Consider the following 13,588-nt stretch of genomic DNA (forward strand, 5'->3'; position numbering starts at 1 on the left):
GGTCGGGGCAGGTCACCGGACCCGCCGCGCGAGCCGGTCGGCGAGCGGCCGGGCCGCCGCGCCGCCGAGCCAGACCGCGCCCAGCGCGCCCACCAGGGTGCCGAGCGTGTAGCCGCCGGCCAGCCAGGGCCGTCCGGCGGCGAGCAGGTCGGCGACCTCCAGGGTCTGGACCGAGAACGTGGTGAAGCCGCCGAGTACGCCGGCACCGAGGAACGGCCGGAGCAGCCGGTGCGGCCGGGGCACGGCGGTGACCACCCGCATCAGGACACCGATCAACGCGCATCCGACGAGGTTGGTGACCAGGGTCGGCCAGGGCGGTCCGGCTTCGACCGGGCCCGGCCAGCCGGCGGCGATGCCGAAGCGGGCGGCCGCCCCGACCGCGCCGCCGACTGCTACCGCGGCGAGGACCAGCGGTGCCGTCGATCCCCGGGGCATCACCGGCCTGGCCCGTACGGCGGCAACGGCTCGTCACGGTCCGGCGCGAATGCCTGCGCCTGCACCTCGGCGACCCGGAGCACGGGGACCCAGCTGAACAGGGCGACCGGGTAGAGCAGGTAGCCGAACCGGGTCGACGGCAGCAGCAGCGTCGCGGCCAGCAGGCCGAGGCCGCAGATCAGGGCCGCCGCAGCGGCGGTTCGCGGCGGCCGGCGGACCAGCCGTACCGCGATGGCCAGCCCGACGGCCAGCAGCAACCCGCCAGCGACGATCCGCCCGCCGGGCATCCAGGTGGAGATCAGCATGCCGGGCAGCGGCGAGGCAGCCGGACTGGAGACCATGCCGGCACCGAGTGGGAAGCCGAGCACGTTGTGGATCAGCGCGGCGTGGTCGACCACCGCCACCGGCACCAGGGCGAGCAGCGGCAGGGTGATCCCGCCAGCCGCGACCCGCCCCACGGCCCGTCGATCGCGGGTGGCGGCGTGGCAGAGCAGCACCAGCAGGATCGGCCAGGCGAACAGCTTGAGCGCGGCCGCCGCGCCGATGGCCGTCCCCGCCGCCGCGTACCGGCCGCCGGTGCAGAGCACCAGGGCGAGCAGGGCGAGGGCCAGCACCGGCAGGTCGTCGCCGCCGGTGCTCATGGCCAGCGCGGCGATCGGCAGTACGGTGCTGAGCTGAGCGGCGCGCACGAGTACCCGATCGCCGGCCGGGCCGGCACGGCGGCGCGCCAGGGCGAGGGCCGCGGCCAGGGCGGCGACGGTGGCGACGGCGAACCAGATCCGGGCGTCGGTCCACCAACCGGTGCCGGCCAGCGCCCGGGGCAGCCCGAAGATCGCCATCCCGGGCTGGTACGGCAGGTAGCCGAGCAGCCGTTCGTCCGCCGGCAGCGCCGCGATCTGCTGTTCGGACAGGTACGGGCTGCCGTCGGCGAGTAGCCGGGAGGCGCCGCCGTCGTCGACCACAACCACCTCTTCCTGGGCCCGGTCGGTGCGTCCATCGGCCCGCTGCTCGGCCTGCATGACCAGGGGCACCGCGACCACCGCCGCCCAGGTGACTCCGGTCAGCCACGCGCGGGCGGCGCCGCCGGTCAGCCACGTCCGGGTGGCCCTGCCGGTGGGCTGCCAATCGCCGGTGCCGCCGCCGGTCAGCCGCTGGCGGGCCGTGCGTCGGACGGCGAGTTGGCCGACCACGACGAGGGCGGCGGCCGCGTATCCGACAACGGCGACGGCCCCCCAGGCTCGGTGTGGGGCGAGAGTGGAGGCGACCGCCGTGACTGCCGCGAAGGCTGCGGAGAGCAGATAGAGCGTCAGGTCGCCGACGAGGCCACCGGCGCCCCGGTCCAGTTGCAGCCAGCGGCGGGCGGCGGCAGCCCGCCACCGCCGGGCCGGGCCAGCCGGGCGGCGCTGGCGAGCTGCGGATCCGGCCGCCGTGACGGTCACGCCGGCAAGTCTGACAGAACGGTCAGGCTGGCAGGTGCGGTACCTTCTCGTTCCGGTGCCGTTGGCCGGCCCGGCGGGTCTGGCCGATCCGGATCACGGCGCCTTCGTCGTGCAGTGGACTGGCCAGGTTGCCGGGGCGGCCGCCGGAACCGCACTGCAGCGCGGTGAGCAGCCGGTGGGCCGGCATCGGTCGGGCGAACAGATGTCCCTGACCGGCGGTGCAGCCGATCGTCCACAGCGCGCGACGCTGTGGCTCGCTCTCCACACCCTCGGCGACGACGGCCAGGCCGAGGCTGCGGCCGAGGTCGACGGTCGACCGGACGACGGCGACCGCCTCGGAGGAGGTCTCCATGCTCATTACGAACGAACGCGCGATCTTGAGCTCGTGCACCGGCACCCGGGACAGCATGGACAGCGACGAGTAGCCGGTGCCGAACTCGTCCAGGGCGAGCCGTACTCCGGCGTCGCGGAGTTGGCCGAGCACCTGGTCGACCACTTCGAGCTGGCTGAGGGTGAGGGTCTCGGTGAGCTCCAGGATGAGCCGGTCGGGCGGGACGTCGTGGGCCTGCAACCGGGCCAGTACGGCACCGGGGAACCGCCGGTCGAGCAGGCTGCGCGGGGACAGGTTGACCGCGACCGGCAGCGCGAAGCCGGCTTCGTGCCAGGTGGCGGCGGCGATCAGGGACTGCTCCAGGACCGCGTCGGCGAAGGCGGGGAGCAGACCGGAGCGTTCGACGGTCTCCAGGAAGCGTTTCGGGTCGAGACGCCCCCGGTCGGGGTGCTGCCAGCGGGCGAGCGCCTCGGCGGCGATCACCTCCCCGGTGCCGAGGTCGACGATCGGTTGGAAGTCGACGTTGAACTCGTGCTGGGCGACCACCCGACGCAGGTCTCCGCCGAGCGCCAGCCGACCGACGTCGGCGGTGTCCCGGCTGCGGGCGTAGACGGCGGTCCGGCCGCCGGACCGCTTCGCCTGGTACATCGCCACGTCGGCGCGGCGCAGCAGTTCGGCCATTCCGCCGCTGCCCGGTGCGACGGCGATGCCGCCACTGGCCTCGACGTTCATCCGCATGCCGTCGAGTTCCATCGGTTCGCAGATCGCGGCGAGTAGCGCGTCCGCCCGGTGCGCGGCGATCGCGGGAGCCGGCAGTGTGGTCAGCAGTACGGCGAATTCGTCGCCGCCGAGCCGGGCGACCAGGTCACCGGGCTGCACGTTCGCGGACAGTCGCCGGGCGACCTGGATCAGCACCTTGTCGCCGGCGCCGTGGCCGAGCGTGTCGTTGATCTCCTTGAAGTGGTTGAGGTCGACGAGGAGCAGCGCGGTGATCCCGCTGGTGCGCCGGCTGCCGAGCAGTTCGACGCCGTGCTCCATCAACCGGCGCCGGTTCGCCAGCCCGGTGAGTTCGTCCTGTGCGGCCTCGCGGGCGTGCCGTTCGGCGACCTGGTTCAACTGCTGGTAGAGCGAGGCGTTGCGGACCGCCGTGCACAGCGCGGACGCGAAGGTACGCAGCGTGTAGTGCTCCCGGTCGGAGAACTTGACCGGGCCGGTCAGGCAGAGCCGCAGGGTGCCGACACTGAGGGTGCTGCCCGGACCGGCGAGCGGTACGGCGATCACGGTCCGCATGTGCGGGGTGGGGGCGCTGCCGGTGGGGCCGTCGTACTGCACACCGTCGCTGTTGCCCTGGACCAGCCGGGCAGGTTCGTTGAGTTCGACCTCGACCCGGTCGGTGGAGAACAGGTCGGCGGCCTGCACCACAGCGATGGACAGCACCGCGTCGAGGTCGACGACGTTGAGCGCATCGGTGGCCCGGGCGAGCCGCTGCCAGGCCTGCTGGTCGTCGCGGGCCCTGGCATGTCCGGCGTAGGCAAGGTGGATGCAGAGCACGACCGGTGGGATCGTCACCAGCAGCCACTGGTCCGCCTTGAGGATCAGCAGGATGGCGACGATCAACGGGAACCGGATCACCGCGCTGGAGACCCGGAGTCCGAGGTTGTGCCGGAAGATGGCACAGAGCCCGGTTCCGGTGGCGCGGGCGATGACCGGGATGGTGAGCACCTCGTCGAGCACGACCGCCACTACATATGCGGTGACGAGTGGCCCGAAGAACGCCGCGCTGTAGATCGCCAGCTCCGGATCCCAGTTCAGCGTGTGCAGGCCGGCACCAGCGGCGGCGGCGACGAGCATGTTCTTCGCGACGGCGAAGATCGCCTTGATCCGGGCTATCCGTTGCACGATCATCGCGAGGCCGACACCGAGGCCGGTGCAGAGCACCACCAGGGTGGCGGGTGCCACCGCGAGTCCGACCAGGATGGCGACTTCGCTCCAGGCGATGGCGTGGGCCGTCGACCGGATACGGACGAACCATTTTACGGTGACCCCGACCGCGGCGAGGAAGATCAGGGCGGCGACGAGCGCCAATTCGTCGGGAGTGCTGACCAGTGACCCGGCGACAAGGTAGAGCGACGAGGCGCCGACGGCCACCGCACAAACGGCGACGAGACCGACGAGCAGCACCAGCTGCCGATCGGTCTCGTTGTCGCGTCGAACTATGCGGGTCACACCCGTTCCTGATCTTGTTGCGCTGCGTGTCCCGCAGAACTACTGCTCGTCATCGGTAGACGACAGTATCAGTACCATTCGTTGCTGCGCATGGTCTTCCCCTCCACTCGATTGGGCAGTTGTTGCTGCCGGCTCTTGCTGACAGGAGAACCATAGAGTTGCGATATGGCACTTGCATACGGATAAATGTCCATATGCGCATGATTAGTGAAGATGGCGGGAGTTTGTCACCGTTGGTTATTGATCGCCGACGGAATGCACTCGAACAGGTTCGCTCATAACCTTATGGATTCCTTAGGCATGCACGATTTGAGAGCTGTGGTAGGTATCCGCGAAGGTAATCCGGAAGTGCGGCTCGGTGGAGAAGTTGGGAGGTGACATCCGGGCCGGCAGGTCGCCGGTACCACCGGCCCGATGCCAACTCTGCCGCCAACCGTGGCGGTCGAGCCAGGGCCGACTGGTTTGCTCGATAGGCTCGTTCAGGTGACCGAGGTACCGAACCTGACCCATGTCGATGAGACAGGCGCCGCGCGGATGGTGGACGTCACCGCCAAGCCGCCGAGCGTCCGCCGTGCCGTGGCAGCGGGACGACTGCGTACCACCGGCGAGGTCATCGAACTGCTGCGCCGCGACGGCCTACCCAAGGGCGACGCGCTGGCCGTCGCCCGGATCGCCGGCATCATGGGTGCCAAGCGCACCCCCGACCTGATCCCGCTGTGCCATCCGATCGCGCTGCACGGTGTGGTCGTCGACCTGGCGCTGACCGCGGACTCCATCGAGATCACCGCGACGGTGCGGACCGCCGACCGGACCGGGGTCGAGATGGAGGCCCTCACCTCGGTCGCCACCGCCGGGCTGACCCTGATCGACATGATCAAGGCAGTCGACCCGGCCGCCGTGCTGGACGACGTCCGGGTGCTTTCCAAGGAGGGCGGCAAGACCGGCGACTGGCACCGCCCGGCGGGCCGGTCGTGAGCCCGCATGCCCGGGTGGTGGTCGCCTCCAACCGCGCCGCCGCCGGCGTCTACTCCGACACCAGCGGTCCGCTGCTGGTCGCTGGCCTGCGTGACCTCGGCTGCCAGGTCGACGAACCGTTGGTCGTCGCCGACGGCGAACCGGTGACGCAGGCGCTGCGCCGGGCGGTCGCCGACGGGGTCCATCTGGTCGTGACCAGCGGCGGCACCGGAATCACCCCTACCGACCGCACCCCGGAGGCGACCCGCTCGGTGCTCGACTACGAGATCCCGGGGATCGCCGAGGCGATCCGGGCGGTCAGCCGGTCGGCGGTGCCGACGGCAGCGCTGTCCCGGGGCATCGCCGGGGTTGCCGGTCGTACGTTGATCGTCAACCTGCCCGGCTCCACCGGCGGTGCCCGCGACGGCCTGGCCGTGCTCGGGCCGATCCTGCGCCACGCACTCGACCAGTTGGCCGGCGGCGACCACCCCCGCAGTTGACGCCACCGCACCCCGGCCCGGTCGACGCCACCGGCACCCCCGGCCGTGGCCGGCCGGCGGATAGGCTCGGCCGGTGAGCGCCGAACCGACGACCGCCCCGGCCGCCCCGGCCGCCGGGCATCCACCTGTCGACTGGGGGCAGGCCCGCGCCCTGGTGCACGCCGCCGGCCGGGCCGCCCGCCGCCCGCCGGTCCGGCTGCCGTTGCCGCAGGCCGACGGGACCACCCTCGCCGGGCCGCTGACCACCCTGACCGACCTGCCGGCCTTCCGCACTGCCAGCGTCGACGGCTGGGCGGTACGCGGCGGCGCCCCGTGGCGGGTGGTGGGCCGGGTGCTGGCCGGCGGAGTGCCGCCGGAACTGTCCGACGACGGCACCGCGGTGCAGATCGCCACCGGCGCGATGGTCCCTGCCGGGGCCACCAGCGTGCTGCGGGTCGAGGAGTCGACGCGCGACGACACCGGACTGGTACGCGGCGAGCCGCGGCCGCAGCCGGAGTGGCGCTCGCCCGGCGAAGAGGCGTCGGCCGCCGAGGAGCTGCTGCCGGCCGGTACGCCGGTCGACCCCGGGGTGATCGGCCTCGCCGCCTCCTGCGGCTACGACGATCTGCCGGTGTATCAGCGAATCCGGGCCGGCCTGCTGGTGTTCGGCGACGAACTGCTGACCACCGGGCCGCCCGGCGCCGGTCGGGTGCGCGACGCGCTCGGCCCGGCGGTGCCCGGATGGCTGCGCAGGTACGGCTGCGAACTGCCTGCCGAGGCGGTGACCGGGCCGGTCGCCGACACCCTCGCCGCGCACGTCGACGGGCTGCGGTCGGCGCTGGCCGGCGCCGATCTGGTCTGCACCACGGGCGGCACCATGCACGGCCCGGTGGACCACCTGCATCCGGCGCTGGCCGAACTCGGTGCCGAGTACGTGGTCAACACGGTCGCGGTCCGACCGGGGTTCCCGATGCTGGTCGCCCGGGTGACTGGTGCCGACGGGCGGGACCGGTTCGTCGCTGGGCTGCCCGGCAACCCGCAGTCCGCGATCGTCGCCCTGGCGTCACTGGTCGCGCCGCTGCTCGCCGGACTGCAGGGCAGGCCGCTGCCGACGCTGACCCGGTACCGGCTGGGGGCGGCGGTACCGGGCCGTGGCGACTTCACCCACCTTGCCCTGGTACGGGTCGATCCGGTGACCGGTACCGCGTACCCGTTGCGGCACGTCGGGTCGGCGATGCTGCGCGGGCTGGCCGCCGCCGCCGGCTTCGCGGTGATCCCGCCGGGCGGCAGCGGCCGCCCCGACGACGATGTGCCCGTCGTACCGTTGCCACTGCTGCCCGGGGAGCGTCTGCCGTGACCGTTCCAACCACCCGACCTTTTGTTCTGGTGTCAGTGACCTCGCAACCGCTCGACCTGGCCGCCCACGCGGCGGCGGTCGCCGACTCACGGGCCGGCGCGGTGGTCTCCTTTCAGGGCGTGGTCCGCGACCACGACCACGGCCGGTCGGTGCTCAGCCTGGAGTACGAGGGCCATCCCAGCGCCGAGGACGTGCTGCGGGAGGTCGCCGACGAGGTGGCCGCCGATCCGGCGGTGCACGCCGTCGCCGTGTCACACCGGCTGGGGCCGCTTGCCGTCGGCGACGTGGCCCTGGTGGCGGCGGTCAGCACCGCGCACCGGGCGGCGGCCTTCGCCGCCTGCGCCCGGCTCGTCGACGAGGCGAAGGCCCGGCTGCCGATCTGGAAGCGGCAGATTTTCGCCGACGGCACCGAGGAATGGGTCAACTGTCCCTGACCTGACCGGAGGTCCGGGCATCGGACTGCCTGGTGCCGGTCCGGGCATCGGCAAGCCCGGTGCCGGTCGGACCGGCCGGCTGGCGGTGCCGGATCTGCGGTCGCGGGTCGGTGTAGAACGCCGGTTCGGCTCCCGGCCGCCACGGCAGTGCCGCGACGAGCGTGATCAGTGCCAGGGCGAGCGAGTTTTCCATCAGTACGCCGAACAGACCGTCGTGGTAGTGCGAGACCTGTGGCAACTGGTGCTCGTACGGCCAGATCGGTGACACCAGGAAGAGCAGGTAGAGCGCGATCGCGGCGGTGGCGTGCCGCATCCCGGTGAGAGCGGGGAACCAGATCGGGGTCCGCAGGCCGGCCACGCCGCTGATACCGGCGCCAGTGGGCGGGTAGGTACGCCGCGAGATCAGCCCCTTGCTGGCGCTGCGTCGCCGCAGCGCCGCGTCGGCCAGCACGATGATCGCCGGGATCACGAAGACCAGGTGGTGCGACCAGCTGATCGGGCTGATCACGTTGGCGGTGAGGCCGATCAGGGTGAACGCGGTCAACTCGTCGCCGTCGGCGTGGGCGTGGGCGGCCCGGGACAGCCCGAGTGCCAGCAACAGCAGGGCGAAAGAGATCCAGAGCAGGCCGGGGGTCTCCATCGAGTCGTAGAGCCGGGCCAGCAGACCGGCCAGCGACTGGTTCGGGGTCATGTCCGACACCCCGACCCGGCCGGTGTCCCACAGCACCGAAGTGAAGTAGGTGGCTGACTCGTCGGCGGCGACGATCATCGCGCCGACGGTGACCGCGGCGGCGGTGCCGATCGCGGTGGCGGCCGCCCGCCACTGCCTGGTGATCAGCAGGTAGACGATGAACAGGGCGGGGGTCAGCTTGATCGAGCTGGCCAGACCGATGCCGGCGCCGGCCCAGATGCCGCTGAAGAAGATCCGGCGCAGTGGGCCGCCGGTGGCCAGCCGGTGCGACGTGGGCGCGGCGCGCCAGCGCAACGCGACCAGGTCGGCGATGATCAGGCCGAACAGCAGCAGGTTCACCTGCCCGTAGCCGAGGGTTTCCCGGGACGGTTCGATGGCCACCGCGAGGGGCACCGCGAGACCGACGGTGAACCAGCGCGGCCAACCGCAGCGGTCCGCGATCGGGCTGAGCAGCACCGCCAGCACGATGGTGAGGGCGGCGATACCGAATGCGATGTTGAGCCAGCCGGCGGTGATCATCGGAACAACCGCCATCGGCAGCATGGTGAGGCCGGCGAATGGCGGGTAGGTGAAGCCCAGGGTGGTTTCCGGCGCGATGAATGCGTACAGGTCGCCGCCGTTGGCCCACCACATGATCGCGCCGTGGTAGATGCGCATGTCGAAGAAGTTGTACGGTCGGCCGAACATGCCGATCGCATACCAGGCGGCGTAGCAGGTCAGCGCGACGAGGCCGATGCGCACGAGCGTGCCGCGCTCGACGTCACGTACCAGACGGCGCAGCGGTGCGAGACGACGCCGACCCAGCGGAGCGAGACGACGGACCCGGGAACGGACGTCCGCCACCATGATCTACCCACCCCCGGTCGTTGAGTGCAGAGTTGCCCCAGTGCCGGTCCGAGCCTAGAACGCATCGGCGTCCGGAGGCGGGCGCGTTACCCTACCGTGTCCGATCCCACACTAGTTCGCGATATTTCCACCTTGTTAACGCTGTGTGCTGTGTTCTATCTGTTTCGTGGTTTTCGGTGCCCAACTACGCGCTGAAGTCCGATTTTACCGGCCATCGATCGGGGTCGTCGTTCGGCGGATCTATCGGTCACCCGGGCAGTCGCCGGGCGGTGACGGCGGACCGGACCGCGATCCGGGCGTCCCGACGCGCCGAGTGCACCGCCCGGCGCACCGACTGCCGGCTCCGATGCATCGACCGCCGGCTCTGCCGGACGGCCCGGCTGGTCCGCCAGCGTAGGCCCGGTCGACCCTCAGTATCGGCCGCAGCGAGCAGCAGCCCGCCCAGAAGGCCCAGATTCTTGAGAAAGTGCACCTGATGGAGTTGTCGTTCGGTCGGTTCCGTCGCCGACCAGAACGGATGGCCGGTCACCGTGGTGGGCACCAGCGAGGCCGCCAGTACCGCCGCGGCCGGCCGGGTCAGCCGGCCGGTCGCCAGCAGCAGGCCACCGGCGAGCTGGGTGGCACCGTGCAGCCGGACCAGACTCTCGGTATCGGTCGGCAGCCGGGGCGCGGCCCGTTCGATCATCGGAGCGACCCGGTCGGTGACCGTCTTGGCCCGGTCGGCGTACGGTGCAGGGCTGGTCACCGCACGGGCGCCGCTAACGATGAAGATGCCGCTGAGCAGGGCGCGGGCAGTGGTGCGTACGGGTCTCATGCTCCTTGTCATACCCGGTTGGGCGGTCTGTTACCCGGCAAACCGGTGAGCTGTCGGGTAGCGGCGGGGTGCCGGGCCGCACCGGGCGTGGTCAGCCGGGCTGGGTGCGCAGGTAGCGGCCGAAGTGCGGCACGGTGAACGCGACCGTGCCGCGCTCGCCCGAGTAGATCAGCCCCTTCTTGATCAGGGCGTCCCTGGCCGGCGACAAGCTGGCCGGTTTCCGGCCGAGGGACCGGGCGATCTCGGCGGTCGACACCGCCGGGTCGATGTCCGCCGTCGCCGCCGGGTCCGGCGGTCCATCGCCCGTCTCGTCGTCGGCACCTTCGACGGCCGGTGCCGGGCCGTCCCCCGGGTCCGCGGAGGCGAGCACGGCCATCGCCCGCATGTACTCGCGCTCCGCCGGGGTAGCCCGTTCGAACCGGGACCCGAAGAACCCGACCGCGAGCTCCGCTTCCGCCTCCGGCGCGGCGACCCGCACGTCGGCGGCGGTGATCGGCGAGCGCGGGGCATGGTCCCAGGTCGCCTTGCCATAGGCCTGCACGAAGTACGGGTATCCGCCGGACTTGTCGTAGAGCAGGTCAAGGGCCTTCGCCTCGTACTCGACCTGCTCGCGGGCGGCCGGCGCGGTGAGCGCCTGGTCGGCGGCGATTCGGTCCAGCCGGTCGATTCGCTGGTAGCGGAACAGCCGTTCGGAGTAGGACTTGGCGGCGGAGAGCACCGCCGGCAGATGCGGCAGCCCGGCTCCGACGACGATCAGCGGCCCGCCGAGCTGCGACAACTCGTGACAGGCCGCACAGAGCGCGGAGACGTCGGTCGGGTCGACGTCCTGCATCTCGTCGATGAACAGCGCGATCCCGGTGCCGACGTCGGTGGCCACCGCGGCGGCGTCGGTGAACAGCTCCACCAGGTCGATTTCGATGTCGCCGGAGTCGGCCCGCCCGGTCGCCGCCGGCACGTCGATGCCCGGCTGCCAGCGGTCGCGCAGCCGAGGCTGCGCGTTGCCACGTCCGCCGGCGGCCGGCGGGTTCGCGCGTAGCGCGAAGGCCTTCAGTACGCCGAGAAAGTTGTCGATCCGCTCGGGTGCCCGGTGCCGGGGTGCGAGCTCGCGTACCGCCATGTGCAGGGCGGCGGCGACCGGGCGGCGCAGCGACTGGTCAGGCCGGGCCTCGATCTTGCCGGTGCCCCAGAGCCGGGCGATGGCCTGGGAACGGAGCGCGTTGAGCAGGACGGTCTTGCCCACCCCGCGTAGGCCGGTGAGCATCAGGCTGCGCTCTGGCCGGCCTCGGGCGACGCGTTCCAGGACCACGTCGAAGACGTCGAGCTCGCGGCCGCGACCGGCGAGTTCGGGTGGACGTTGGCCGGCGCCGGGGGCGTACGGATTCCGGATCGGATCCATGTCTGGCACCGTATCGGGCCGTCTAGCGTCTGCGCTAGAACCGGGTATAGGTCCCGATCGTGTCGGCCGACGTCCTGCCGGCCCCGCGGACGGCCCGTCCGCCGGGCCCTGCCCGACGGTCGACCAGTGACTAGGGCTCTCTAGCTGTCACGCTAGAGAGCCCTAGTCACTGGTCGAGAACGTCTCCGGTCAGAGCTCCTTCATGCAGAGCACGTAGTTGAGTACCTGCTCACCGGTGTCGTGCGTGTAGGTGGTGTCGGTGTCCGGGTGGCCGAAGATCGGATCGTCACAGCGCTCCGTGTCGGTGGTGAGCGGAATGCGGGACAGCACCTCGAAGGTGCCCGGCTCACAGGCCACCTTGCGCAGGACGGCGTCCTCTTCCGAACCGTCGTTGACCACACAGTCGCCCACCACGATCAGGTCGTCGCTGCCGCCGGGCAGCGGCGCCGAATCGGCGTCCTCGCCCTGCTGATCGTCGGGTGTGTCGGTCGAAACGTCCACCGTCGGCAGTTCCTCGCCGGCGGTCGAGGTGCTGCTGTCGGTCAGCGCGAACAACCCGATCACACCGCAGCCGCAGAGCAGCAGCAACAACACCACCGCGCCGATCACCAGCCCGATGATGAGCCCGGTGCGGGACTTCTTGGGCGGTGGGGCACCGGGCATCCCGGGCGGCGGCGGACCCCAACCCGGTAGCGGTGGCGGTGGGAAGCCACCACCCGATCCGGGCGGTGGCGGGTAGCCACCGCCACCCGAGGTCGGCGGTGGTGGGTAGGCGCCGCCACCGGAAGTCGGCGGTGGGTAACCGCCGGGCTGGTACGGCGAGGAGTAGGGCGTGGTCGGATCAGGGGCACCGGAGCCCGGAGGCGGGTATCCGGAACCCGGGGGCGGGTAACCGGACTGACCGGCGGGGTCGTCGGGCTGTCCCGGACCGGGGTAGCCCGGCGGACCGTAGCTGGACATGATCTCCCTAGCGTCGTCGCTGGATCAGACGGGGCGCTGCCCGCCTGGCACGGATCTCACCCGCCGGGCAGGGGTCCAGCGGATCAACTGTGCTACCGGAACGGTAACCAACGGCTGCCATCCGGCGGCAGCCTCACCGGTCAGTTCACCGCTGCCTGAGACAGAGCACGAAATCCAGGGCGTCCAGCTGGCTGTTGAAGAAGTACCAGTTGGTATAGCCCTCGACGTCCGCGCACTTGGTCTTCGCGTCGTCTTCGCCGTCGGTGACGCCATCGAAGCGGGCGAGCACCTCGTACGCGCCGGGGTCACAATCCGTGATCGTGAGCACCGGCGTCTCCTCCTCCGCCTCGGCATCGTTGCGGACACACTGCCCCACGTCGACGAACCGGGCGTCGTTCGACGAGGTCGGTGTCGGAGTGGGGCTCGGCTGGTCGGCCTCAGCCGTCGGCTCGGGTTGCTCCGACGGGGCTGCGGACGGTGCGGCGTCCGGCTCGGAGGTCGGTGCCGTCAACTCCACCCCGGTGTCCGGCGTCTCGTCGCGGGTCAGAACGTAGATGCCGGCCGCGCCGCCGCCGCAGAGCAGCACCGTCAGACCCATCAACACGGCGAGCAGTCCACCGCTCAACCCACCACGCCCGGAACGGCGTGGCTCTGCAGCCGGCTCCCACGCTGGTGCCGGGCCCGGCTGCTGCTGGCCGCCGTCGGGGTACGGCTGCTGGCCCCCGCCCGGCTGCTGCCACGGCTGACCCCCGCCCGGCTGCTGCCACGGCTGGTCACCGCCGGACTGCTGCCACGTCTGGTCGTCGGCCCCGGCCCAGCGCTGGGCAGGTTGGGTCGGCGAATGCCAGCTCTGGTCGCCGGCCGACGTGTGCTGCCCGTACCCCTGCCAGTCGGGAGCGGCGGGCGGAGGCTGCCCGGTCGGCCAGTCCGGCTGTGCGCCGCCGTGCCACTGCTGGCCTGGTGCCTCGGTAGGCGCGTCACCCCAGGGTCCAGGCGGTCCGCCCCAAGGATCGGACGGCTCCCGGTACGGCTCCGACGGCTGCCGATGCTCGGGCCACCGGTCTGGCTGCTCACCCGGGTACGGCCCGCCGGGCGGTCCGTATTGCGACATTTCCTGTCCTCCTGCGCGGCGGTTCCGGCCCCGGCTGTCCGCTCGGGTCGGCGATGACAGACGTCACCGTAGCGTGAGCACCCCAGCAGCTCACCTCCCCGAAGCGCGCCAACCG

At 71.8% G+C, this 13,588-nt stretch carries 11 protein-coding genes and 1 pseudogene; 4 read left to right on the forward strand and 8 right to left on the reverse strand.

The window, feature by feature from the left end; all coding sequences use genetic code 11:
* Window positions 1–12: 12 nt before the first annotated feature.
* The 3 genes from O7543_RS20730 to O7543_RS20740 all read right to left on the reverse strand — a co-directional run bounded on the left by O7543_RS20730 (window position 13) and on the right by O7543_RS20740 (window position 4,431).
* Window positions 13–435, reverse strand: coding sequence for a CrcB family protein (locus tag O7543_RS20730; RefSeq protein ID WP_281555768.1), 423 nt, complete (start codon window positions 433–435; stop codon window positions 13–15).
* Window positions 435–1,784: a glycosyltransferase 87 family protein gene (locus tag O7543_RS20735; protein ID WP_281555767.1), complete on the reverse strand. Its 1,350-nt coding sequence runs from the start codon at window positions 1,782–1,784 to the stop codon at window positions 435–437. The genes O7543_RS20730 and O7543_RS20735 overlap by 1 nt, the downstream gene beginning before the upstream one ends.
* Before the next feature lie 112 nt (window positions 1,785–1,896).
* Window positions 1,897–4,431 carry a bifunctional diguanylate cyclase/phosphodiesterase gene (locus O7543_RS20740; RefSeq protein ID WP_281552314.1) on the reverse strand — a complete coding sequence of 845 codons (2,535 nt, stop codon included), beginning with the start codon at window positions 4,429–4,431 and terminating at the stop codon, window positions 1,897–1,899.
* A gap of 483 nt (window positions 4,432–4,914) precedes the next feature.
* On the opposite strand from O7543_RS20740, the gene moaC reads away from it, so the two are divergent.
* From moaC to O7543_RS20760, 4 genes are all read left to right on the forward strand, one after another.
* Complete coding sequence (moaC, locus tag O7543_RS20745) at window positions 4,915–5,406, forward strand: cyclic pyranopterin monophosphate synthase MoaC (protein WP_281552313.1); 492 nt, start codon at window positions 4,915–4,917, stop codon at window positions 5,404–5,406.
* Window positions 5,379–5,885 (forward strand): MogA/MoaB family molybdenum cofactor biosynthesis protein, encoded by a 507-nt coding sequence (locus O7543_RS20750; RefSeq protein ID WP_281555766.1) that lies wholly within the window; start codon window positions 5,379–5,381, stop codon window positions 5,883–5,885. Before moaC ends, O7543_RS20750 begins: the two co-directional genes overlap by 28 nt.
* A 73-nt stretch (window positions 5,886–5,958) precedes the next feature.
* Window positions 5,959–7,221, forward strand: coding sequence for a molybdopterin molybdotransferase MoeA (locus tag O7543_RS20755; protein WP_281552312.1), 1,263 nt, complete (start codon window positions 5,959–5,961; stop codon window positions 7,219–7,221).
* Window positions 7,222–7,247: 26 nt separating this feature from the next.
* Complete coding sequence (locus O7543_RS20760) at window positions 7,248–7,655, forward strand: molybdenum cofactor biosynthesis protein MoaE (protein WP_281555765.1); 408 nt, start codon at window positions 7,248–7,250, stop codon at window positions 7,653–7,655.
* Window positions 7,656–7,767: 112 nt separating this feature from the next.
* On the opposite strand, the pseudogene O7543_RS20765 reads toward O7543_RS20760, so the two are convergent.
* The 5 genes and pseudogenes from O7543_RS20765 to O7543_RS20785 all read right to left on the reverse strand — a co-directional run.
* Window positions 7,768–9,192: pseudogene (locus tag O7543_RS20765) on the reverse strand (glycosyltransferase 87 family protein); the annotation flags it as partial.
* Between the two features lie 247 nt (window positions 9,193–9,439).
* Complete coding sequence (locus O7543_RS20770; protein WP_281552311.1) at window positions 9,440–10,006, reverse strand: DoxX family protein; 567 nt, start codon at window positions 10,004–10,006, stop codon at window positions 9,440–9,442.
* Window positions 10,007–10,097: 91 nt separating this feature from the next.
* Window positions 10,098–11,402, reverse strand: a complete 1,305-nt coding sequence (locus O7543_RS20775; protein ID WP_281552310.1) for an ATP-binding protein — start codon at window positions 11,400–11,402, stop codon at window positions 10,098–10,100.
* Between the two features lie 189 nt (window positions 11,403–11,591).
* Complete coding sequence (locus tag O7543_RS20780; RefSeq protein WP_281552309.1) at window positions 11,592–12,362, reverse strand: hypothetical protein; 771 nt, start codon at window positions 12,360–12,362, stop codon at window positions 11,592–11,594.
* Window positions 12,363–12,507: 145 nt separating this feature from the next.
* Window positions 12,508–13,473 (reverse strand): flagellar basal body protein FliL, encoded by a 966-nt coding sequence (locus O7543_RS20785; protein ID WP_281552308.1) that lies wholly within the window; start codon window positions 13,471–13,473, stop codon window positions 12,508–12,510.
* Window positions 13,474–13,588: the final 115 nt, after the last annotated feature.

It is taken from the genome of Solwaraspora sp. WMMA2080 (genome assembly GCF_027497395.1).
Classification (GTDB): Bacteria; Actinomycetota; Actinomycetes; order Mycobacteriales; family Micromonosporaceae; genus Micromonospora_E.